We start from the raw sequence: 20,229 nt of genomic DNA, 5'->3' as shown, positions 1-20,229 counted from the left end.
CGGCGACCGAGGTCGTGACCCTGATCGGCTCCAAGGAGGGAATCGCGAACATGGCGGTCGCCTTCGTCGATCCGGGCGACGTCGTCCTGGTCCCCGACCCAGGCTATCCCGTCTACCACATCGGCACGACCTTCAACGGCGGCACCACCTACCGCCTGCCGCTCCGGCGCGAGAACGGCTTCCTCCCCGACCTCGGGGCCGTCCCCGTCGAGGTCGCGCGCCGGGCGAAGCTCCTCTGGCTCAACTATCCGAACAACCCGACCGCAGCCGTCGCCCCGCGCGCCTTCTTCGCCGACGCTGTCCGCTTCGCCGAGCGCCACGACATCGTCATCTGCCACGACGCCGCCTACGCCGAGATCTACTTCGGCGAGCGGCCACCGAGCATCCTGGAGGTCCCCGGCGGCCGCGAGGTGGCGATCGAGTTCCACTCGCTGTCGAAGACCTTCAGCATGACGGGCTGGCGCGTTGGCTTCGCGGTCGGGCACCCGGAGCTGATCGCGGGGCTCGGCACGGTGAAGACCAACGTCGACTCGGGGGTGTTCCAGGCGGTGCAGGAGGCCGCCATCGCGGCGCTCACCGGTGACACGGCGACGGTCGACCGGCTGCGCGCGCTCTATCGCGAGCGACGCGACGTGCTGGTCGGCGGCCTTCGCGACGTCGGCCTCGCCTGCGATCCGCCGGGCGGGACGTTCTACGTCTGGGTGCCGGTCCCGCGCGGCCTGAGCGCCGCCGGGCTCGCCAGCCGCTGCCTCGAGGAGGCGCACGTCGTCGTCACCCCGGGCAACGGGTTCGGCGACGCGGGGGAGGGATACATCCGGCTCACGCTGTGCAGCCCGAGCGAGCGGCTGCGCGAGGCGGTCGAGCGCCTGCGAGGGCTCCACCTCTAGCCGTCGCGCGCGACGCTCGTGGGGACGAGCGCCATGCCTCATCGCGTATACATCGGGATCGGATCGAACCTGGGCGACCGCAAGGCGAACACCTTCGAGGCCGTCGATCGCGTGTCCAAGCTGCCGGGCACGCGGCTGAGCCGCGCCTCCTCGCTCTACGAGAGCGAGCCGATCGGCGACGCCAAGACGTGGTTCGTGAACAGCGTGATCGAGATCGAGACCGAGTTCCCGCCCGACGGGCTCCTGAAGCGCTTGAAGGCGATCGAGAAGGCGATGGGGCGGAAACGCGTGAAGGGCAAGCGTTGGGGCTCGCGCGTGATCGACCTCGACATCCTGCTCTGCGACCAGGAGGTGGTCGAGACGAAATCGCTCAAGGTCCCCCACCCCGAGATGCACAAGCGCCGCTTCGTCCTCCTGCCGCTCGCCGAGCTGGCGCCGCACGTCGTGCATCCCCATCTCGGCCAGTCGGTGTCCGCGCTCCTCGCCAGCGTGAAGGACGACAAGCGCGTCACTCTCCTCCCGCGGGCCTGACGCCGCCCGCCGCCTCTGCTACACTCCGCCGCCGGGAGGGGCACGGATGAAGCTCTTCATCGACACGGCGGACGTGGCGGAGATTCGCGAGGCGGCGAGCTGGGGCGTCCTGGACGGCGTCACCACCAACCCGTCCCTGGTCGCGAAGACGGGCCGCGACTTCGAGACCGTGCTGCACGAGATCTGCGCCCTCGTCGACGGCCCGGTGAGCGCCGAGGTGGTGAGCACGGAGGCACCAGGCATGGTCGAGGAGGGCGCACGGCTCGCGCGCATCCACCGGAACATCGTGGTCAAGTGCCCGATGATCCCCGAGGGGCTCAAGGCGACGCGCGCCCTCACCGACCGCGGCATCCGCGTGAACGTGACGCTGGTCTTCCAGGCCGCGCAGGCCCTCCTCGCCGCCAAGGCGGGCGCCGCCTTCATCTCCCCCTTCGTCGGGCGGCTCGACGACGTCGGTCACGACGGCATGGACCTCGTCGCGCAGATCCTGGAGATGCTCGACCACTACACGTACCCGGCCGAGGTGCTGGTCGCGAGCGTGCGCAGCCCGCTCCACGTCATCCGCGCGGCGCAGATGGGCGCGCACATCGCCACCTGCCCGTTCGCGGTCCTCCAGCAGCTCGTGAAGCACCCGCTGAGCGACGTCGGGCTCGAGCGCTTCCTGGCCGACTGGAAGAAGGCGAAGAGCCGGTAGAGTCGGCGCAGGGCACACTGGTCCACGCTGGCCGCCCGATCGGACCTGACACGCCCTGCGGCCAAGTGCGGCGGCTGCCGTCGCTCGCCCGGGCACGCCTGCGGCCGCTGGACTCTCCGCTCGCAGCTCAGCGCGCACCCGCTCCGCCGCCGCCTCGACCGCGGCGAGCGGGTCCGCCAGCGCCGCGCGCGCGGCCTCGCCGCTCCGCTCGCGGCGCACGCGATCGAGCGCGTCCACGAAGGCGCGGTAGCGGGCGCAGAGCGTGTCCAGCGCGTCGAGCGAAGCGGGCGGCGCGCCGCTCCGCGCCCGCGCGTCGTGCACGAACGCCTCGGCGCGCTCGAGCGGGTAGGTGAGCTCGGGCATGCTCTCGGCGCTGAGGCGCCCGCTCGCCACGAGGTCCGTCCCCTTGCGCGCCATGGCCACCAGCAGATCGACGTGCGTCGCCGCGAGGCGCCCGTAAGTGCGCCAGAAACAGCCGGCGAGGAGTACGAGCGCGAACACCGCCTTGACCCTGACCCCGCCGCCGCCTAGCATCGCGCGTCCCCACTCGGCATGGCCGCCGTCTCTCGCCTTCCCTCCATCTACTTCGAGAAGCTGCTCGAGAGCTCCCCGGACATCGTGGTCGCCGTCGATCGCCAGGGTACCATCACCTTCTACAACGACGGCGCGCGGCAGACCCTCGGCTACACGCCGGACGAGGTCCTCGGCCAGCACGTGACGCGCCTCTATCCCGACCTCGCCGAGGCCCGCAAGGTGATGGCGGCGATGCGGCAGGGCAAGAACTGCGAGACGACCTTCGTGACGAAGAACGGCGTCAGCATCCCGGTCCTGATCGCCGGCTCGATCATCCGCGACGCCGAAGGCCACGAGCTCGGCTCGATCGGCTTCGCCAAGGACCTGCGCGAGATCCGCCGTCACGACCAGCTCGCGACCCTGGGCGAGGTGGCGATCGGGCTCGCGCACGAGATCAACAACCCGCTCGAGGTGATCGTCAACAACCTGAACCTCCTCGAGGCGCACATGGCGCGCGTCACCTCGGACGAGGACTTCGTGGTCGAGGGCGAGCGACTCGACTCGATCCATGCGGCGCTCAAGCGCATTCAGCGCATCGTGACCCAGCTGACCGAGATGGCGCACGGCTCCGAGTACGCCACGCGCGAGTACCTCCCCGGCGCGCAGATGACCGACCTGCGCGCCGCGGGTGCGGGCACCGACGGCGGGCGCGCGGCCGCGCTCGCGCCGCACGACCCGGCGCTCACGGGCATCCGCATCCTGGTCGTCGACGACGACCTCGGCGTGTGCCAGTCGCTGCGCGATCTCCTCACCCAGGAGGGCTGCGAGGTGCTTGTCGCGACCGGCGGGCGCGAGGGGCTCGCGCGCCTCGAGTCGGCGGTCGTCGACCTCGTGCTGAGCGACGTGGTCATGCCCGACCTGGACGGCTACCAGGTCTTCCAGGAGGTCTCGCGCCGCTGGCCCGGCCTCCCGGTCGTGCTCATGACGGCGTTCCACTTCGACAAGGACCACATCATCAAGCGCAGTCGCCTGGCCGGCCTCGAGGACGTCATCTACAAGAAGCCGATCGACCCCCCGCGCCTGCGCGAGATCATCAAGCGCCACGCCCGGCGCGCGCAGGCGGTCGCGGGGTGATGCCGAGCGCCACCGGGGCCGCGACGGCGGCCTATCGCGCGGCGCGCGCCGAGCTGCCGGCGGCGCACTTCCGCCCCCTCGACGGCGTCACCGTGTCCTCGATCGGCCTCGGGACCTACCTCGGCGAGGAGGACGACCAGGCCGACCGCGGCTACGGGCAGGCGATCGTCGACGCCGCCAACCTGGGCTGCAACCTGCTCGACACCGCCATCAACTACCGCGCGCAGCGGAGCGAGCGCGTCATCGGCCAGGCCCTGGTCGCCCTCGAGCGCGAAGGCGGCTTCGCGCGCGAGCAGTTCGTGGTGTGCACCAAGGGCGGTTACATCCCCTTCGACGGCGTGCCGGTCGATCCTGCCCAGTACGTGCGCGACACCTACGTGCGTCCCGGCATCCTCGAGCCCGAGGACGTGGTGGGCGGGGGGCACGCGATGTCGCCGCGCTACCTCGAGGACCAGCTCGGGCGAAGCCTCCGCAACCTGGGCCTCGCCGCGGTCGACGTCTACTACGTGCACAACCCCGAGACGCAGCTCGGCAGCGTTCCCCGCAAGGCGTTCCTGGCCCGCATCCGCGCCGCGTTCGAGATGCTCGAGCGCCAGGTCGCGGCCGGCCGTGTCGGACGCTACGGCGTCGCCACCTGGAACGGCTTCCGCACCCGGCCCGACGCGCGCGAGCACCTCTCGCTCGCCGAGATGGTGCGCGAGGCGGAGACGGTCGCGGGCCACGGGCACCACTTCAAGGTGATCCAGCTCCCCTACAACCTCGCCATGCACGAGGCGTACGCGGCCGCCACGCAGGTCGTCGAGGGCGAGCGCCTGACGCCGCTCGAGGCGGCGGCGCGCTTCGGCATCGCGGTGATGGCGAGCGCCTCGATCCTCCAGGGGCAGCTCTCGCACCGCTTGCCGCAGGCCATGGCCGACGCGTTCCCCGGGCTCGACACCTGGGCGCAGCGCGCCCTCCAGTTCGTGCGCTCGACGCCGGGCATCACCGCCGCGCTGGTCGGCATGGGCCGGCGCCAGCACGTGGCGGAGAACCTCGCCGTCGCGCGCGCCGAGCCACGCGAGGCGGGCGTCGTCTCGCTCTTCCGGCAGGCCTGAGCGGTGGCCATCCGCATCACCCGCGTCTACACGCGCCGCGGCGACCGGGGCGAGACCGACCTGGTGGGCGGCCGGCGCGTGGCCAAGGACAGCCCGCGCATCGAGGCCTACGGGACGGTCGACGAGCTGAACGCCGCCGTGGGCGTGGCGCGCGCCGTGAACGCCGGGGAGCACGGACGCTCGCGCGCGGGTCGCGAGCTGGACGCAATCCTGCGCCAGCTGCAGAACGAGCTCTTCGACCTGGGCGGGGAGCTCGCCACGCCGGCCGCCGAGTTCCGCCCCGGCATGTTCCGCGTGGGCGCGGCCGAGGTGAAAGCGCTCGAGACGCTCCTGGACCGCTGCCAGAAGGACCTGAGGCCGCTCAGGTCCTTCGTGCTCCCGGGTGGCGGGCGGGTGAGCGCGTTCCTCCACGTGGCGCGCACCGTGTGCCGGCGTGCGGAGCGCGACGTGCTCCGCCTCATGGGCCACGAGGACATCGGCGAGTGGCCCCTGGCGTACTTGAACCGCCTCTCCGACCTGCTCTTCGTGCTCTCGCGCTGGATCGGACATCACCTGGGCGAGCGCGAGTTCCTCTGGGAGCGACCGCTCCAGCACGAGGCGGAGCTCCGGGCGCGGCGAAAACGCTGAGAGCTCGATGAGGCTCCCCATCTACTTCAAGCAGCTCGAGCTGGGCCCGATGCAGAACTACGTCTACCTGCTCGGCGACCCGAACACGCACGAGGCGGCGGTGGTGGACGCGGCGTGGGACGTCGACGCGATCGTGCGCACGGCCGAGGCCGACGGCTACCGCATCACGAAGGACCTCGTCACGCACTTCCACCCCGACCACCTGGGCGGGAGCCTCATGGGCCACCAGATCATCGGCGCCGCGGAGCTCACGGCGCGCGTGCCGGCCAAGGTCTACATCCACAAGGCCGAGCTGCCCTTCGTGCACCGCGTGACCGGCCTCTCGCCGTCCGACCTCGTCGCTGTCGAGGGCGGCGACGAGGTGCAGGTCGGGCAGCTCAAGGTCAAGTTCCTGCACACGCCCGGCCACACGCCGGGCTCGCAGTGCTTCCTGGTCGGCAACGCGCTCGTGTCGGGCGACACGCTCTTCATCGGCTCGTGCGGCCGCGTCGACCTGCCCGGCTCCAACCCCGAGGACATGTACCGGAGCCTCACGCAGGTGCTGGCCGCGCTCCCCGACGAGACCCTCCTCTACCCGGGCCACAACTACGCCGACCGCCCGCGCTCGACGCTCGGCGACGAGAAGCGCACCAACATGATGATGCGCTTCCGCAACTTGAAGGACTTCCTCTCCATGATGGGAGGCGCATGAAGGAGCTCTACCAGCTCGGGGAGACGCCGCCGCTCGGCGAGGTGCCGCAGCGCATGCTCGCCCAGCTCGTGCGCCAGGACCGCTTCGGCGAGCCGACCAGGGCCTTCGAGGTGGAGCGGGTGGAGGTGCCGTCGGAGCTCCGGCCCGACGAGGCGCTCGTCTGGGTCATGGCCGCCGGCATCAACTACAACAACGTCTGGGCGGCGCTCGGCACGCCGGTCGACGTGATCAAGAGCCGGCAGAAGGACCCCTACTTCCCGGACCCGAACCCGTTCCACATCGGCGGGAGCGACGCTTCCGGGGTGGTGTGGAAGGTCGGCAGCGCCGTCCGCAACGTGCAGGTCGGGGACCAGGTTGTGATCCACTGCGGGGTGTGGAGCCAGGACGACCCGGTGGTCAGGTCCGGCGCCGATCCGATGTTCGGCCCGAGCTTCCGCATCTGGGGCTACGAGACCAGCTGGGGCAGCTTCGCGCAGTTCACGCGCGTCCAGGCGCACCAGTGCCTGCCGAAGCCGAAGCAGCTCAGCTGGGAGGCGGCGGCCGCGTACATGCTGGTCGGGGCCACCGCCTACCGCATGCTCGCCGCCTGGCCGCCGCACACGGTGAGGCCCGGCGACGTGGTCCTCGTCTGGGGCGGCGCCGGCGGCCTCGGCTGCCAGGCGATCCAGATCGCGCGCGCGATGGGCGGCATCCCGGTCGCGGTCGTCTCGAGCGACGACAAGATCGCGTTCTGCACACGTCTCGGCGCCAAGGGCTGCATCAACCGCAAGAAGTTCTCCCACTGGGGCGTGCCGCCGCACTGGAAGGAGGCGGAGCGGTACGGCGAGTGGCTCAAGGGCGCGCGCGCCTTCGGCGGCGCCATCTGGGAGATCGTGGGCGAGCGCAGGAGCCCGCGCATCGTCTTCGAGCACCCGGGCGAGGACACCGTACCCACCTCGATTTTCGTCTGCGACACGGGCGGCATGGTCGTCATCTGCGCGGGCACGAGCGGCTACACCGCGGTCGCCGACCTCCGCTACCTCTGGATGCGGCAGAAGCGCTTCCAGGGCTCGCACTTCGCGAACGACGAGCAGGCGAAGGCCTTGAACGACCTCGTGACGGCCGGCAAGGTCGATCCGTGCCTCTCCGAGACCTTCACCTTCGAGCAGATCCCGCACGTGCACCAGCTCATGTACGAGAACCGGCAGCCGCCCGGAAACATGGCCTGCCTGGTGAACGCACCCCGGCCCGGGATGCGCGAGCTGCCGCGCTGATCGCGGGTTGAGCCTGGGGCTCTCGTCACCGTAGAATGTGACCGATGTCGGCCCTCCCCGAGCTGGCCTGCGAGTCGACGCGCACCCTCACCCGGCAGGAGTGCGCGGCCCGGGTCGCCCCCCGGCGGCGAGGCGACCTGTTCGCCTCGGTCCTCTGAAGACCCCAATGCTCGACGACGAGGACTTCCGCAAGATCGTGCAGGCGGTGCGCGCCGTGCTGAACGCCGAGCAGTCGGTGTCCGGCGCCATCGGCGAGCGCTGGGCAGGCGGTCAGCTCGTGATGAAGCCGGGCAAGGCCGGCACGCAGGAGAAGACCATCCCGATCGAGGTGTTCTTCCGGAAGATCGTGGGGGTCCGCGAGCGCCTGCGCGTCCTCGAGCAACGCATCAACGCGCACCCCAAGCTCTCCGACGAGGACCGCCTCCAGCTCCAGGACTACATCACGCGCGCCTACGGCAGCCTCACCACCTTCAACGTGCTCTTCGCCGACCCGGAGGACCGCTTCGTCGGGACGAAAGGCTCGGAGGAGAGCTGATGGGAGGAGGGCCGCTGGGAGGAGCGCCGGAGCACTCCCCCGGGTTCCTCGCGCTCGTCGCCGATGCCAGGCGGCGCATCCGCGAGGTCACGGTCGCCGACGTCGAGCGCGTGCGCGCCGTCGGCGAGCCCGTGCAGCTCATCGACGTGCGCGAGGAGGAGGAGTGGCGCCGTGGTCACCTTCCCGGCGCGCGCCACCTCTGCAAGGGCATCATCGAGCGCGACATCGAGCAGGCCGTGCCCGACCGCGACGCGCATCTGATCCTCTACTGCGGCGGCGGCTTCCGCTCGGCGCTCGCCGCGGACGCGCTCCAGAAGATGGGCTACAGACACGTCGTGTCGATGGACGGCGGCTGGCGGGCGTGGACGGCGGCGGGCCTGGCGGTCGAGCGCGAGCCCCGGGGCGCGTGATCCGCCTCGGCCAGCTCTCCAAGCGCTACGGCGAGGTCGAGGCCGTGCGCGGCCTGGACCTCGAGATCCCCACCGGGCAGCTGGTCGGCCTGCTCGGCCCCAACGGCGCCGGCAAGTCGACCACCATCAAGATGCTGACCGGCATGCTGCCGCCCAGCGCGGGTACCGCCGAGGTCTTCGGGCACGACGTGGTCCGCGACCCGGTCGCGGTGAAGCGTCTGGTCGGCTACGTGCCGGAGTCCGGCGCCGTGTTCGAGACGCTCACCGGCTGGGAGTACCTCCAGCTGGTCGCCTCGCTCTACGGCCTGCCCGCCGGCGAGGCCGCGGGGCGCATCCTCCGCTTCGCCGAGTTCTTCGAGCTGGCCGAGGCCACACTCCGCCGCGAGCTGCTGGCCGCGTACTCGAAGGGCATGCGGCAGAGGGTCGTCATCACCGCCGCGCTTCTCCACAACCCGAAGGCCATCTTCTTCGACGAGCCCCTCAGCGGCCTCGACGCCAACGCTGCGCTCGGCTTCAAGACGCTGATCACCTCGCTCGCGCGCGAGGGCAAGACCATCGTCTACTGCTCTCACCTGCTCGACGTGGTCGAGCGGGTGTGCGAGCGGATCGTCATCGTCCACGAGGGGCGGCTCATCGCCGACGGCTCGCTTCCCCAGCTTCAGGAAGCGACCGGGGAGGTGTCGCTCGAGCGCATCTTCAACCGGCTCACCGCCACCGAGAACCTGCTCGCGCGCGCCGAGGAGTTCGCGCGCGTGCTGGTGCGATGACGCGCGCACTCGACCTCGGGCAGCTCCGCGCGCTGCTGCGCGCCTACTTCCGCATGAGCCTCCGGGGCAGGGCCGTGCGCACCTTCTACCGGCGCAAGCCGAGCAAGCTGGGCGGGGCGGTCGCCATGATCCTCCTCTACAGCTCCATCGGCGCGGTGGCCGGGCTTGGCGCGACGGGCTCGCACGATCCCTTCAGCTTCGCCCTCATCATGGACGCCATCACCTTCGTCATGCTCGGCATGAGCCTGGCGGCGGAGTCGGGTGACCTGCTCTTCAACCTGCCCGAGCACGACGTCCTCGCCCACATGCCGCTCGCGCCGCGCACGATCCTGCTCGCGAAGGCCGCCAGCCTGATGGGCTTCGCGCTGCTGCTCGGCCTGGCGCTCAACCTGCCGCCCATGCTCCTCGGACTGCGGGTCACGGGGATGCGCGGCACGTTCCCGCTCGTGCACCTCGGCGTGGTGGGGCTGCTCGCGGCCTTCGTGACCGCCATGGTGGTGTTCACCTACGGCCTCGTCGGACGCTTCGTCGAACGCAGCCGCTTCGGCAGCGTCGCGGCCTGGTCGCAGGCGGGGCTGTCCGCGGCCTTCCTCGTCCTCTCGCAGGTCCTGGCGCACCTCCTGGAGCTCCCCCGCTTCCGCCTCGATGCGGCCTACGCCCTCGTCTTCCCGCCGGCCTGGTTCGCGGCGCTCGACGTGGTCGGGGCCGCCACCTACCCGCCGCGTGCCGTGCCGCTCTCCCTGCTCGCCGTCGCCGCCACGCTGGGCCTCGGCTGGGTGGCGGTGGCGCGCCTCGCCCCGGGCTACGCCGGGGCGCTCGCGCAGCTCGGTGAGGCGCGCCCGCTCGCGCCCGCGCGCCGGCTCCGCGCCGCGGAGCGCGCGCCGGGCGCCCTCGTCGGCTGGTGGCTCCGCGATCCCGCCGAGCGCGCGGCGTTCCAGCTCGCCGCCGCCTACCTGCGGCGCGACCGCGAGACGAAGACGCGGCTCTACCCGTCGCTCGGCTTCTTCCTCCTCCTACCCGTGGCCCAGCTCGTCAGCCGCGCCACGTACAGCCTCACCGCCGGCGCCTTCGTGTCGGTCCTGATCCTCGGCATGCTGCCCTCGGTCGTCCTCGAGGCGCTGCGCACGTCGTCGCACCATGCGGCGACCGAGATCTTCGCCGCGGCCCCGCTCGGCACCGCGGCGCCGCTCTTCGAGGGCACCCGGAAGGCGGCGATCTACTACGTCCTCCTGCCGGGCGCGGTCGTCTCGCTCCTCTGGATCGCCGCGATCGACGTCGAGAGGCTGCCGGTCGCGCTGCCGAGCCTGCTCGTCCTCCCGTTCCTCTCGCTGCTGCCCGCCGCGGCGCGTGACTACGTACCGCTCTCCGAGCCGCCGACGACCGGCCGCCAGTCGAGCACCAACGTCGTGATCGGCATGCTGATCACGGTGGTCGGCGCGGGGCTGCTGGCGATGTCGTGGATGGCCCTGGCGGGCGGCCTCCTGCCCCACCTGATCGCGGGCGAGGCGGTCGTGGTCCTCGTCGCCTGCCGCGCCCTCGCTGCCCACATCCGCCACCGGCCGCTGCGGCTCGAGGGCTGACGAGTGCCCCGACGAGCCCGTAGTCGGCGCGCGTGACGTCCGCCAGCTAGTTCGGGAGGTGAGCCACGAACTGCTCGGGCGGGCCCTTCGTCGAGACACGCGCGGGGGTCCCGCCATCGGGGTGCACGAAGAGAGCCGGGTATCCGCCGGCTCCGTAGGGCCCCTGGAACAGCGCCTTCTCGGCATCGCCGTGCTCGGGGTTGATGCGCACCTTGATGAACCCGTTCAGACGGGAGCGCACCTCGTACGCCTCCAGCATGTCGTCGAGCGCGCGGCAGTGCGGGCACCAGTCGACGCGGAAGTAGACCAGCATCGGCGCGTGGAGGGCACGCTGCTGGCGCACGGCCTGTTCGTGTCCCCCCGCATCCTCGTACCACGTCGATGAGTAGTAGGCGTGGGCCATCCGGTGCTCCGTTACGGCGAGCGCGACCGCCACCGCGACGCCGAGCACGCCGACCTTCGTCCGCTGCCTCATCTTCCTCCACCTCCAGGGCTCAGCGTGCAGACGAGGGGTGCGAGAGTCAAACCGCGCAGGAACGCTCGCTCGCCGCTTCACCCACCGAGCAATCCTCGCGCGATCACCTTGAGCTCCAGGATCGGCTTCACGCCCTCGAAGATCGGGAGCACGAGCGCGTCGACGACGTGGCGCGAGATGGCGAACTCCTCCGCGTAGCCCCAGCCGCCGTGGAGGAGCTGGCCCTCCTGCGTGACGCGCACGGCCACGTCGGAGGCGAAGAGCTTCGCCATGGCCGGCTCGAGGACCACCGTCTCGTCGCGGTCCATGGCGCGCGCGGCCGCGTAGGTGAGCTGGCGCGCCGCGGCGAGATGGGTCGCCATGCGGCCGAGCTTGTACTGCGTCAGCTGGAAGTCGCCGATCGGCCGGCCGAACTGCTTCCGCTCGCCCGCGTAGGTCGCGGTCGCCTCGAGCGCCGCCTGCGCGAGCCCGGTGGCCCGCCCGCCGGTCTGGAGCCGGCCGGCCGCGAAGCCGGTCATCTGGAGGTAGAAGCCCTTCCCCTCCCCCTCCGCCTCGCCGATCAGGTTCTCTGCCGGGACGACGTAGTTCTCGAAGCCGAGCGTGAAGGAGTGCATGCCGCGGTAGCCGGGTGTGGCGTCCGCCTTCCCGTGCAGCACGCCGCCCCCGAGCTGGCGCATCTCGAACTGGTGGCCCGGGAAGGAGTCCTTGGGGACGATGAAGAGCGAGAGGCCGCGCGCGCGCGCCCCGGGGTCGGGGTTGGTGCGCGCGAGGAGGGCCAGCACGTCGGCGCGCCCGGCGAACGTGCACCACGCCTTCGCACCCGAGATGAGCCAGGCGCCCTCGGTGCGCTCGGCCCGGCAGCGCACCGAGGCGACGTCGGAGCCGGTGTCGGGCTCGGTGACCGAGATGCCGACCATGAGCTCGCCCGCCGCGATCGGCGGGAGCCACCGCCGCTTCTGCGCCTCGGTGCCGCCCTTGAGCAAGGCCTTGGTCAGGATCTCCGGCCGCGTGATGAGGCTCCCCGCCGCCGCGAGCGAGGCCGCGGAGAGCTCCTCGGTGATGACGATCATCACCAGGTTGCCCATGCCCTGCCCGCCGTACTCCTCGGGCACCGACATGCCGAAGTAGCCGAGCTCGGTCATCCGCCGGATGATCGACTCGGGGACGAGCTCGTCGTGACGGTGGATGCGCTCGGCGATGGGCGCGACTTCTTTGCGGGCGAAACCTCGAGCCGAGTCGCGCGCCATCTCGGCCACGTCGCCGTCGATGAAGGAGTTGTTGGCGCCGCGCGTGCGGATGACCTCGCGGCCGACCTCGCGCAGCTGCGCCTCGTGCTGCGCGGCGCGCACCGCCGCCCGGACCTCGGGGGCGCCGAGCGTGCGCGCGAGCGTCTCGCCCGAGACGCCGAAGTCGTCGCGATGGGCCTCGATCTCGGCACCGAGCCGGCTCGCCACCTCGCCCGCGAACGCGGCCGCCATGCGGCCGATCGTCTCGTCACCCGCGCGCCCGCGCGCATAGGCAGCGAGCGCCTCGGCGGCCGCCGCCTCGGTCGCGGCGTAGGCGAGCCGCTCGGCGTGCACCTGGTGCTCGTCGATCGCCTGCGCGCCATCGGTCGTCCGCCGCCCGGCGGCCAGGGCCTCGTCGAGCACGGCACGGACGGCGGGGATGATGAGGCTCGTCTCCTCGCGCATGCGGCGCTTGCTCTTAGCACCCAGCCACAGCCTGTGCCACTTATGGGCAGTTCGTCCTTGGGGAGGCTGGGTGTGGGGTGGAGTTGGGTGGCGTCGGCAACAAACGGCAACAGAACCACCCCGCCTGGCCGCCGAGGGCGAGGTGGCCCCCGCCAACACACAATCGCCCGGAAGCAAACCAGTGGGCTCCATTCCGTGACTCCGAGCGGTGCCAGACCGAAGATGGCCCGTAGCGGCGGCACCAGGATCAGCGCGAACAGGATCGCAACCTCGGCGACTACACCGACCAGCACGAGACGGTCGTCGATGCTCTCAGTCGGAAGAGCACTCCCGGTCGGTACGACAGGCGCCAGGCGGAACACTCACGCGGTCCGAAGGCGTGAGGAGTTGGACGGTGACGGCGGTAGGCAGCGCGGCACGCGGCCGGCATTGACGGCAGTCACGATGCGAGCATACAGGAGTGAACAAAGGCGGATCGACGTTGGCCCAGAATCTTCTGCTCGCCAGCCTCGTGCTCTGGGCAGGCACAGTCGCAGCTGAACCGTTCGGCTGCGTGAGCAGGAGCGGCAACGTGCGGATGCTGACGAGGAGCCCCGCCATCTGTTCGGCTACGGAGACGCCCATGTCCTGGGGCCTAGACCAGCCGACAGATGGGCGCACCGGACCGACGGTGCATCGTCCCACGGCCGCACAGCTCGGGACAGCCGCACTCATCACGATCCTGCTATTGCCACGCACGGCTTCGTCGCGGTAGACGCGTCTCCCCGACGGGCTCGGGGGCTACGTCGTCATCCCGCGTGCCCACCTCGTCAACGTGACCAGCCTGGCACACCAACGGTGGAAGCGCCAGAATTGCCTTTCGACCCATCGAACAACTGCCGGCGCGCCTCGGTGTTGGACGGGACGATGAAGACCCTCGTGATCGGCCTCGGGACGCTCGTGCTCGTCGTGCTCACCCGACCAGCCTTTGCCCAACGATGCCCGTCCTTCCGGGCGCCCGCCTTCTTCGCCGGAGCGGCTGTGGCTCCAGGCTATCCGTACCCGGCCTCCGGCTACCCCGGGTACCCGTACTACCCGTACCCGCTTCCCCCGGCACCGAGCCTCGGGTTCGGCCGGGGCGGCATCTACGGGCACGTGTTCGTCGGGCGAGACCAGAGCATCACCAGCTACACGTTCCCCGGCCGCGATAGCTGGCAGTAGTCGGGCACGCGCCGTCACCCTGCCCGGCCGCTCGGTGCCGGCGATGTCGGGGGGGGCGGCACGCCCTTCACCGCATCCGCCGGAGCCGCGTGTGCAGCTCGATCACGTCGTCGTGTAGCTCGATCACGTCGTTTGCCAGCCGCCGCAGGTCATCGGATGCCCGAGGCCGCGTCCAGCGGTCGAGCAGTCGGCCCAGGACGACGGCGAGCCGGAAGAACACCTGCTGTGCATACAACGCCTGCTCGCGGTCCGAGGACCGCAGGCCCTCGCTGCGGGAACCCTGCGCCTTCTGGAGCCGCGGTAGCAGCTCCTTGCAGAGCGACGTGAGACGCCGCTCTATGGCTGTCGAATCCCCCGTCGCCAGGAACGCGCCGATCTCCTGCTCAAGCTGGTTCAGCTCGGCGTCTTCGGCAGCTGTCTTCTCCATGGCCGGCGTCATACACGCCTCCAAGCGCCTGCGCCGTCACGCATGTGTGTGAGCAGCTCGTGCTGCAGGCCGGTACGCACCCGGGTTATCAACGCGGGGCACGGACTCCGGCCAACCTTTCCCAAGGACTGGCTCTATCCACGTCTACCCGACGATGGCCGAGGCGTGAAGATCGCGGCGCTGTCATTCTCGACTGACGTGGCGAAGCTGTCCTGCTGGGCTGAAGGATGACGGCGAAGAACGGGTGGGCGTGTTCGTGCTCGCCTTGTGTCCACTCGCGCTGTAAGTATCAGGGATGCTCGGACTGCTCGTGCTGGCTGCTGCGCTGGAGGTCGGTGGGGACGCGGCGATCCGTCACGGCCTTCTTCGGGCTTCCTGGCCCTGGCTGCTGGTCGGTGCGCTCGGGCTCACCGCCTACGGGCTCGTCGTCAATGCCAACCGCCTCATCGACTTCGGGCGCCTGATGGGGGTGTACATCGCCGTGTTCGTCGTCGTGAGCCAAGTGCTCAGCGTCATGTTTTTCGGTGAGCGCCCGTCTCCGAGTCTCCTCTCGGGCTGCCTGCTGATCATCGGCGGCGGGATCGTGATCCAGTTTGGTGCGCCCTAGCCAAGATGACACGCAGCGCTCTCATCGCCTGTCTCGTCGTGATCTTGCTGGGCCTCTTCATCGTTGGACAGCTTTTCCCGCGAGGGAGGAAGCCCTACTCGACCGACATCGGTGCGTTGCACGCGAGATTCAACGAAGACGCCGGCAAGGTGCGTCTGCTCCTGCTTCTGTCGCCTACGTGACCAGCCTGCCTTCGGGGGGCCTCCGAAGTCGAAAGTCGTGTACTCGACAAGCTGAACGCGCCCGATCTGCGGGTCTACGCAGTTTGGGTCCCAATTCTTCGCACGGACATGCGCCTGGCCGTATCGAGGGCGACGACACGGCTTCCCGATGAGCGCGTCAGCCACTATTGGGATGCCGAAGGCGACTTGGTAAAGACGTACTCGCGTATTCTTGGGCTGCCCGACTCCCGGCCGGCCTGGGACGTGTATCTCCTCTTCGATGGCAATGCCGAGTGGAAGGATCAGCCGCCCGCTCCGCAGGGCTGGATGCACCAATTGCCGCTTGCGCCCGCCGAGCGACGTTTGGATGGGGATCGTCTCGCCGCAGAAGTCGGCCAGCTGCTCAACGACAGCGAGTAGGGCGAAAGTTAGCCGGGCCGGAATGCTGCACTTCATGGAACCCTCGGGGCCGAGGGTTGCCGGTAGGGAGACACCCCGCATCCGCTTCGGCGGACGGGCTGGAGAAGCGTTCGAGGGGCGGAACGCTACGACTGGCGGCGTCCCGTGGCGATGTCATCGAGCCGGCAGCACACCTGGTGAATCCGCCTCACCGCCTTGCTGTTGGTCGCGAGCACGTCCTCGGGGAGGTCAGCCGCCTCGATGGTGATCGCGGGAAGGCGCTCTGCCTCCTCAAGCCGCTCTACGAACCCGCTGCGGTAGGAGACTCGCCCGATCCGCGCCATCGCCCGATCCTCCGTGACCGGCGGTTTGAGTCCGGTCGCCTCTACACGCCCTCCAGGACGAAGCGACGGACCCGGCCGGCGATTTTCGTCCCTCACTCGCCGGAACACCGCGAGCCGGTCCTCGCGCGAGCCCTCCGCCTCAGCCGGGTCCTCGAGCGGCCAGTAAAGTGTGCGCGCGGCGAAGGGGTAGACCTTGGGGCAACTGCGATTCGCCCGCTCGCACACCACGACGGCGTAGCGGATGGGAACCTTGCCGAGAAACAGGCGGATCCCCTTGGCGCGCAGCCCGCTCGCGTCGATGCCGAGCTCCTGAAGGACCCGGCGAGTGAGGGGGTGAACGAGATATGACCGAAAGTTGTGGATCGTGGAGCCCGTGACGCCGGCGGCGTATCCTCCCGCCCGGGTTCCATCGCACGCACCCGCAGGGGGATCCCTTTGAACGCAACGCCAGACGCGCGGCGATTCTTTACCGACCGACATGCGACGTACGCGCGCTTCATCCGTGCGATGCGCTACCCGCAGGGACTGCGCGCGTTCTTTCTTGGCTCGCCGCTCGTCCGTTCCGGCCTTCGCATTCTCGATGCCGGATGCGGCACGGGCGCGCTGACGCTCGCGGTGCGTGACGCCTTCGTGCGGCGGGGGTGTGCGCCCAAGACGCTCCACGCATTCGACCTCACGCCCGCCATGCTCGATCGGTTACGCGAGACGCTGCGCCGTCGCGGGATCAAGGGCGTGGAACTGGCGGAAGCGAACGTACTGCAACTGGACGGGCTGCCGGCGTCGTGGCGGGACTATGACCTCGTCGTCTCGGCGTCGATGTTGGAGTACGTGCCGCGTGATCGGTTCGTCGATGCGCTCGCCGGGCTGCGCGCACGGGTGAAGGAAGGGGGCAGCTTCGTCCTCTTCATGACGCGCCGAAACCCGTTGACGCGACTCCTCATCGGCCGCTGGTGGGCGTCGAACCTTTACACCGTCGGTGAGCTGGCGGACGCTTTCCAACGGGCGGGGTTTTCAAGCTTCGCCTTCCGAAGCTTCCCGCCGGCCGCCCGCTACCTCTCGGTGTGGGGGCACATCGTCGAGGCGACCCGCTGAATTGTCGCGTCCGGAACGGACATGGTGCGTCAGGTCACGAGCCGGGGCCATCGAGCGAGAGCCAGCCCCCTCGGTGCGATCCACAACTCTTGACCATATCTCGGGGTGAACTTCGGTCGGCTCCAAGCCCGCGCTACAAACGGCTCATCTCCTGTCCGAGGAAGCGCCGCAGCGACTGGTCGGCGGCCGTCTCGGCCTCTGCGTCCGCGATCAGGGTGTACATCTCCCACGGCATGCCGTCCGCGTCGCGGACCCAAAACTTGTCGGCCTTCGCGTAGCAGCAGGTCGTCCCCTTCTGCTCCAAGAGATCGACACCCTCGTGCTTCGTGCGGACCATCTCCGACGCCACGTCGCCGGTGCTAGGGTAGCGGATGCCGAGGTGGCTCACGGTGCCTGGCTCGCCCCCGGTGTTGAGCGACAGGATCACAGGCGGGTCGCTGATTTCGAACTTGGCGTAGTCGTGCCGAACCTTGGCCGGCTCCTGACCGAACAGCTTCCGATACCGGGCAATCGCGGCGTCGAGGTCGCGGACGTAGAGCGCGACGTGGAATGTGTTGTGGGCCATGGGTCGTCCTCCTTCATCGACGGATGTCGATACCCTTGCACATCCCATCGACTAATGTCAATATCTCCTCATGTCGATGAAAGAGAAGGCGTCCCGCTGCTGTGCGCCGCTGCTGCGGACCCGCCTGGGGAGGGATGACGCCGAGGCGCTCGCGACCGCCTTCAAGGCGATTGCCGACCCGGGACGGCTGCGGCTGCTGAGCTTCATCGCGGGCCAGCCGGGCGCGGAGGCATGCGTCTGTCACCTCGTCCAGCCGCTCGGCCTGGCGCAGCCCACGGTGAGCCACCACCTGAAGGTGCTCACCGAGGCGGGGCTTCTGGCCCGTGAGCGCCGGGGCACGTGGATGTTCTACCGGCTCGTGCCAGAGCGCGTGGAGGCGCTGCGGCAGGCGTTGGCGCTCCCGTCCGAGAAGGCGGCCGTGAAGCGGTCGGCATGAGCCTCGGGCGGCGGCTGACCGCCGAGGGCGTGGGGACGGCGCTCCTCCTCGCGGGCGTGGTCGGCTCGGGGATCATGGGCGAGCGCCTGGCCGGGGGAAACGTGGCACTCGCCCTCCTCGCCAACACGGTCGCAACAGGGGCCGTGCTGGTGGCGCTGATCCTGACCTTCGGCCCGATCTCGGGCGCGCACCTCAACCCGGCCGTGACGCTCGCGGACGCCTGGGCGGGTGGTCTCGCGTGGCGGGACGTTGCCGGCTACACCCTGGCTCAGGTCGGTGGCGCCTTCGCGGGGGTCGCGAGCGCGCATCTCATGTTCGGGGAGCCGCTGTTCGCCCTTTCCCAGCATGAGCGGGCGGGGATGCCGCAGCTTTGGAGCGAGTTCGTCGCGACCTTCGGCCTCCTGGCAGTGATCCGGGGCGGCGTGCGCCAACGGTCTGCGGCGCTCCCATTCGCGGTGGGCGCTTACATCACGGCGGCGTACTGGTTCACCGCCTCCACCTCATTCGCCAATCCTGCGGTCACGCTCGCCCGCGCCGCAACCGACACGTTCGCTGGCATCCGACCGGCGGACGCCCCGGGGTTCATCGTGGCGCAGTTGCTCGGCGCGGGGGCGGCCACCGCGCTGTTCCAGTGGCTTCTGCCGCCTCAGGCCCGCGTGCGGTCGGGGGAGACCAGAAGCCGTGATGTCGCCAGGCGTGTTGTGGCGCACACGGAGACCGTGCGATGAGAGCGGAGGCGACGCTCAGTCACACGGCCGCGAGAGCGCTCTACGACCGGATCGGGCGGTGGCAGGACACGCAGCGGTTCTACGAGGACGATGCCACGGCTGACCTGATCGCCCGTTCCGACCTGCGGCATGCCCAATCCGTCTTCGAGTTCGGCAGCGGGACGGGACGCCTCGCGGAGCGCCTGCTGCGCGATCACCTTCCGGCAACCGCCCGCTACCAGGGCATCGACATTAGCTCCTCGATGGTGGCGCTCGCCCGTCAACGCCTCGCGCCCTGGCAGAGCCGCGCCGCCGTGGAGCAGTCGGACGGGTCGCCGCACATCCAGGCTCCCGACAAGCGATTCGACCGCTTCGTCTCGACCTACGTGCTCGACCTGCTGAGCGTCGAGGACATCGTGCTCGTTGTCCAAGAGGCGCATCGCCTCCTGGCACCGGAGGGGCTGCTCTGCCTCGTCAGCGCGACGCACGGTCGAACGCTGCTGGAACGGCTCGTCATGGGCGTGGCCGGGCGGCTGCATGCCCTGTCTCCCAGCCTGGTCGGAGGCTGCCGGGCCATCGACCTCCGGTCGTTCCTGGAGGCCAGCCACTGGCGAGTGGTTCATCGTAACCTCGTCAGCAGGTGGGGGATCGTCTCGGAGGTAGTGGTCGTGACCCCGACGAGCGTAACGTGACGACTGTCCTCTTCGCCTGCGTCCACAACGCCCGGCGCTCGCAGATGGCGGCGGCCTTCTTCAACGGGCTGGCCGACGCCACGAAGGCTCGCGCCATTTCCGCAGGGACCGAGTGAGCCCCTCGGCATCACCATCGAGGCGTGGCCGGCGGGGCCGTCGAAGCCATGCGCCAAATCCGTGTCCCTGCTGGATGCGCGACGCCCCTCAAGCGACGGAGGAAAGGCAGAAGCGAGGGGCATGCAGCCAGCACTCAGGGCCTTCGGCATGCTGATCACGTCTCAAGCTGCGAACGCTCTCGTGCGTGCCACGCCGGTAGGCTTGCGCCAGAAGATCGTCGCCCTCGTCCGTCCGTGCGCTGAGGTTCCGCTTGGCGCGCTCGGCCAGTTGAGGATCGACTTCGACGCCCACGACCCCGCCCCTTGGGAGAACCATCTCGGCTGCGATGGCGGTGTAGTAGCCGACACCTTGTGGCCCGGCGCAGCCTCTACCCCCGCCGAGGCGATCCGACAAGGGGCGATGCCGTCGCTCGCGTTGCTGAGCCGCCATGTGATAGCGCGGCATTCCAACGGGAGTTGCGCGGCTGCCCGGCGGCTTCAGCACCTAGTCGTCGGGCGGCGGAAGGAGCGCCATGGGCGGCAAGTCCGCAAGGCGAGCGCAGCGGGACTATGTCCCTGCGGCGCCCCAACTCTGGCTCTACGACTTCTTGGTCGCCGTCTT

General features: G+C 70.2%; 24 protein-coding genes and 2 pseudogenes. 20 read left to right on the top strand and 6 right to left on the bottom strand.

All coding sequences use genetic code 11. The annotated features are described in order from the left end of the window. The 12 genes from E6J59_18010 to E6J59_17955 form a co-directional block, all read left to right on the top strand. On the top strand, positions 1-887 hold an 887-nt coding region (locus tag E6J59_18010; GenBank protein ID TMB16857.1), incomplete at its 5' end, for an aminotransferase class I/II-fold pyridoxal phosphate-dependent enzyme. A gap of 33 nt (positions 888-920) precedes the next feature. Then, on the top strand, positions 921-1,418 hold the full coding sequence (gene folK, locus E6J59_18005) for a 2-amino-4-hydroxy-6-hydroxymethyldihydropteridine diphosphokinase (GenBank protein ID TMB16856.1): 498 nt from the start codon (positions 921-923) through the stop codon (positions 1,416-1,418). 46 nt (positions 1,419-1,464) lie between these two features. Beyond that, positions 1,465-2,112 carry a fructose-6-phosphate aldolase gene (gene fsa / locus E6J59_18000; GenBank protein ID TMB16855.1) on the top strand — a complete coding sequence of 216 codons (648 nt, stop codon included), beginning with the start codon at positions 1,465-1,467 and terminating at the stop codon, positions 2,110-2,112. Between the two features lie 552 nt (positions 2,113-2,664). Continuing rightward, positions 2,665-3,759: a response regulator gene (locus tag E6J59_17995; protein TMB16854.1), complete on the top strand. Its 1,095-nt coding sequence runs from the start codon at positions 2,665-2,667 to the stop codon at positions 3,757-3,759. Further along, positions 3,759-4,853: an aldo/keto reductase gene (locus E6J59_17990; GenBank protein TMB16853.1), complete on the top strand. Its 1,095-nt coding sequence runs from the start codon at positions 3,759-3,761 to the stop codon at positions 4,851-4,853. Before E6J59_17995 ends, E6J59_17990 begins: the two co-directional genes overlap by 1 nt. A 9-nt stretch (positions 4,854-4,862) precedes the next feature. Next, positions 4,863-5,480 (top strand): cob(I)yrinic acid a,c-diamide adenosyltransferase, encoded by a 618-nt coding sequence (locus E6J59_17985; GenBank protein ID TMB16859.1) that lies wholly within the window; start codon positions 4,863-4,865, stop codon positions 5,478-5,480. Positions 5,481-5,487: 7 nt separating this feature from the next. Beyond that, on the top strand, positions 5,488-6,171 hold the full coding sequence (locus E6J59_17980; protein ID TMB16852.1) for an MBL fold metallo-hydrolase: 684 nt from the start codon (positions 5,488-5,490) through the stop codon (positions 6,169-6,171). After that, positions 6,168-7,424: a crotonyl-CoA carboxylase/reductase gene (gene ccrA, locus E6J59_17975; protein TMB16851.1), complete on the top strand. Its 1,257-nt coding sequence runs from the start codon at positions 6,168-6,170 to the stop codon at positions 7,422-7,424. Before E6J59_17980 ends, ccrA begins: the two co-directional genes overlap by 4 nt. A gap of 166 nt (positions 7,425-7,590) precedes the next feature. Continuing rightward, a complete protein-coding gene (locus E6J59_17970) occupies positions 7,591-7,959 on the top strand; it encodes a hypothetical protein (GenBank protein TMB16850.1) in 369 nt (122 codons plus the stop codon). Then, on the top strand, positions 7,959-8,369 hold the full coding sequence (locus tag E6J59_17965) for a sulfurtransferase (GenBank protein ID TMB16849.1): 411 nt from the start codon (positions 7,959-7,961) through the stop codon (positions 8,367-8,369). Before E6J59_17970 ends, E6J59_17965 begins: the two co-directional genes overlap by 1 nt. Continuing rightward, a complete protein-coding gene (locus tag E6J59_17960; protein ID TMB16848.1) occupies positions 8,366-9,136 on the top strand; it encodes an ABC transporter ATP-binding protein in 771 nt (256 codons plus the stop codon). The genes E6J59_17965 and E6J59_17960 overlap by 4 nt, the downstream gene beginning before the upstream one ends. Beyond that, positions 9,133-10,716 carry a hypothetical protein gene (locus E6J59_17955; protein ID TMB16847.1) on the top strand — a complete coding sequence of 528 codons (1,584 nt, stop codon included), beginning with the start codon at positions 9,133-9,135 and terminating at the stop codon, positions 10,714-10,716. The genes E6J59_17960 and E6J59_17955 overlap by 4 nt, the downstream gene beginning before the upstream one ends. 46 nt (positions 10,717-10,762) lie before the next feature. Here the strand turns inward: E6J59_17955 and E6J59_17950 are convergent, their stop codons facing one another. Together E6J59_17950 and E6J59_17945 are read right to left on the bottom strand one after the other, a co-directional pair. Then, a complete protein-coding gene (locus tag E6J59_17950; protein ID TMB16846.1) occupies positions 10,763-11,191 on the bottom strand; it encodes a thioredoxin family protein in 429 nt (142 codons plus the stop codon). A 77-nt stretch (positions 11,192-11,268) separates the two neighbouring features. Beyond that, positions 11,269-12,882: an acyl-CoA dehydrogenase gene (locus E6J59_17945; protein ID TMB16845.1), complete on the bottom strand. Its 1,614-nt coding sequence runs from the start codon at positions 12,880-12,882 to the stop codon at positions 11,269-11,271. 906 nt (positions 12,883-13,788) lie between these two features. Here E6J59_17945 and E6J59_17940 point away from each other — a divergent pair. Next, positions 13,789-14,082: a hypothetical protein gene (locus E6J59_17940; GenBank protein TMB16844.1), complete on the top strand. Its 294-nt coding sequence runs from the start codon at positions 13,789-13,791 to the stop codon at positions 14,080-14,082. 67 nt (positions 14,083-14,149) lie between these two features. Here E6J59_17940 and E6J59_17935 read toward each other — a convergent pair whose 3' ends face one another. Continuing rightward, positions 14,150-14,521: a hypothetical protein gene (locus E6J59_17935; protein TMB16843.1), complete on the bottom strand. Its 372-nt coding sequence runs from the start codon at positions 14,519-14,521 to the stop codon at positions 14,150-14,152. Between the two features lie 268 nt (positions 14,522-14,789). Here E6J59_17935 and E6J59_17930 point away from each other — a divergent pair. After that, positions 14,790-15,116, top strand: a pseudogene (locus E6J59_17930) (hypothetical protein). A 290-nt stretch (positions 15,117-15,406) separates the two neighbouring features. Next, positions 15,407-15,697, top strand: a complete 291-nt coding sequence (locus E6J59_17925) for a hypothetical protein (protein TMB16842.1) — start codon at positions 15,407-15,409, stop codon at positions 15,695-15,697. Between the two features lie 125 nt (positions 15,698-15,822). Here E6J59_17925 and E6J59_17920 read toward each other — a convergent pair whose 3' ends face one another. Further along, positions 15,823-16,500, bottom strand: a complete 678-nt coding sequence (locus E6J59_17920; GenBank protein ID TMB16841.1) for a hypothetical protein — start codon at positions 16,498-16,500, stop codon at positions 15,823-15,825. 27 nt (positions 16,501-16,527) lie between these two features. Between E6J59_17920 and E6J59_17915 the strand changes: the two genes are divergently transcribed. Further along, entirely contained in the window at positions 16,528-17,112 is a 585-nt protein-coding gene (locus tag E6J59_17915; GenBank protein ID TMB16840.1) for a class I SAM-dependent methyltransferase, read from the top strand. 133 nt (positions 17,113-17,245) lie between these two features. Here the strand turns inward: E6J59_17915 and E6J59_17910 are convergent, their stop codons facing one another. Next, positions 17,246-17,725 carry a glyoxalase/bleomycin resistance/dioxygenase family protein gene (locus E6J59_17910; GenBank protein ID TMB16839.1) on the bottom strand — a complete coding sequence of 160 codons (480 nt, stop codon included), beginning with the start codon at positions 17,723-17,725 and terminating at the stop codon, positions 17,246-17,248. A gap of 22 nt (positions 17,726-17,747) precedes the next feature. On the opposite strand from E6J59_17910, the gene E6J59_17905 reads away from it, so the two are divergent. The 4 genes and pseudogenes from E6J59_17905 (at position 17,748) to E6J59_17890 (ending at position 19,625) form a co-directional block, all read left to right on the top strand. Next, the gene (locus E6J59_17905) at positions 17,748-18,113 is read left to right on the top strand and encodes a helix-turn-helix transcriptional regulator (GenBank protein TMB16838.1); all 366 of its coding nucleotides are present in this window, start codon (positions 17,748-17,750) and stop codon (positions 18,111-18,113) included. Continuing rightward, positions 18,110-18,841, top strand: a complete 732-nt coding sequence (locus E6J59_17900; protein ID TMB16837.1) for an aquaporin family protein — start codon at positions 18,110-18,112, stop codon at positions 18,839-18,841. Before E6J59_17905 ends, E6J59_17900 begins: the two co-directional genes overlap by 4 nt. Then, positions 18,838-19,512 carry a class I SAM-dependent methyltransferase gene (locus tag E6J59_17895; GenBank protein ID TMB16836.1) on the top strand — a complete coding sequence of 225 codons (675 nt, stop codon included), beginning with the start codon at positions 18,838-18,840 and terminating at the stop codon, positions 19,510-19,512. The genes E6J59_17900 and E6J59_17895 overlap by 4 nt, the downstream gene beginning before the upstream one ends. Then, positions 19,509-19,625, top strand: a pseudogene (locus E6J59_17890) (arsenate reductase ArsC). The gene E6J59_17895 and the pseudogene E6J59_17890 overlap by 4 nt, the downstream one beginning before the upstream one ends. Positions 19,626-19,716: 91 nt before the next feature. Here E6J59_17890 and E6J59_17885 read toward each other — a convergent pair. Continuing rightward, positions 19,717-20,073, bottom strand: a complete 357-nt coding sequence (locus tag E6J59_17885) for a hypothetical protein (protein TMB16858.1) — start codon at positions 20,071-20,073, stop codon at positions 19,717-19,719. Positions 20,074-20,229: the final 156 nt, after the last annotated feature.

This window comes from Deltaproteobacteria bacterium, from assembly GCA_005879795.1.
In the GTDB taxonomy this organism is placed as follows: domain Bacteria; phylum Desulfobacterota; class Binatia; order DP-6; family DP-6; genus DP-6.
The sequence above is the reverse complement of the archived record's forward strand: the minus strand, read 5'-3'. Positions and strand labels throughout refer to the sequence as shown.

Bases quoted from the DNA above. Each gene is read 5' to 3' on its own strand.
- folK (TMB16856.1), top strand. From the start codon at position 921: ATGCCTCATCGCGTATACATCGGGATCGGATCGAACCTGGGCGACCGC.
- fsa (TMB16855.1), top strand. From the start codon at position 1,465: ATGAAGCTCTTCATCGACACGGCGGACGTGGCGGAGATTCGCGAGGCG.
- E6J59_17995 (TMB16854.1), top strand. From the start codon at position 2,665: ATGGCCGCCGTCTCTCGCCTTCCCTCCATCTACTTCGAGAAGCTGCTC.
- E6J59_17990 (TMB16853.1), top strand. From the start codon at position 3,759: ATGCCGAGCGCCACCGGGGCCGCGACGGCGGCCTATCGCGCGGCGCGC.
- E6J59_17980 (TMB16852.1), top strand. From the start codon at position 5,488: ATGAGGCTCCCCATCTACTTCAAGCAGCTCGAGCTGGGCCCGATGCAG.
- ccrA (TMB16851.1), top strand. From the start codon at position 6,168: ATGAAGGAGCTCTACCAGCTCGGGGAGACGCCGCCGCTCGGCGAGGTG.
- E6J59_17970 (TMB16850.1), top strand. From the start codon at position 7,591: ATGCTCGACGACGAGGACTTCCGCAAGATCGTGCAGGCGGTGCGCGCC.
- E6J59_17965 (TMB16849.1), top strand. From the start codon at position 7,959: ATGGGAGGAGGGCCGCTGGGAGGAGCGCCGGAGCACTCCCCCGGGTTC.
- E6J59_17955 (TMB16847.1), top strand. From the start codon at position 9,133: ATGACGCGCGCACTCGACCTCGGGCAGCTCCGCGCGCTGCTGCGCGCC.
- E6J59_17950 (TMB16846.1), bottom strand. From the start codon at position 11,191: ATGAGGCAGCGGACGAAGGTCGGCGTGCTCGGCGTCGCGGTGGCGGTC.
- E6J59_17945 (TMB16845.1), bottom strand. From the start codon at position 12,882: ATGCGCGAGGAGACGAGCCTCATCATCCCCGCCGTCCGTGCCGTGCTC.
- E6J59_17940 (TMB16844.1), top strand. From the start codon at position 13,789: ATGAAGACCCTCGTGATCGGCCTCGGGACGCTCGTGCTCGTCGTGCTC.
- E6J59_17935 (TMB16843.1), bottom strand. From the start codon at position 14,521: ATGACGCCGGCCATGGAGAAGACAGCTGCCGAAGACGCCGAGCTGAAC.
- E6J59_17925 (TMB16842.1), top strand. From the start codon at position 15,407: ATGCGCCTGGCCGTATCGAGGGCGACGACACGGCTTCCCGATGAGCGC.
- E6J59_17920 (TMB16841.1), bottom strand. From the start codon at position 16,500: ATGTCGGTCGGTAAAGAATCGCCGCGCGTCTGGCGTTGCGTTCAAAGG.
- E6J59_17915 (TMB16840.1), top strand. From the start codon at position 16,528: ATGCGCTACCCGCAGGGACTGCGCGCGTTCTTTCTTGGCTCGCCGCTC.
- E6J59_17910 (TMB16839.1), bottom strand. From the start codon at position 17,725: ATGGGATGTGCAAGGGTATCGACATCCGTCGATGAAGGAGGACGACCC.
- E6J59_17905 (TMB16838.1), top strand. From the start codon at position 17,748: ATGTCGATGAAAGAGAAGGCGTCCCGCTGCTGTGCGCCGCTGCTGCGG.
- E6J59_17900 (TMB16837.1), top strand. From the start codon at position 18,110: ATGAGCCTCGGGCGGCGGCTGACCGCCGAGGGCGTGGGGACGGCGCTC.
- E6J59_17895 (TMB16836.1), top strand. From the start codon at position 18,838: ATGAGAGCGGAGGCGACGCTCAGTCACACGGCCGCGAGAGCGCTCTAC.
- E6J59_17885 (TMB16858.1), bottom strand. From the start codon at position 20,073: ATGCCGCGCTATCACATGGCGGCTCAGCAACGCGAGCGACGGCATCGC.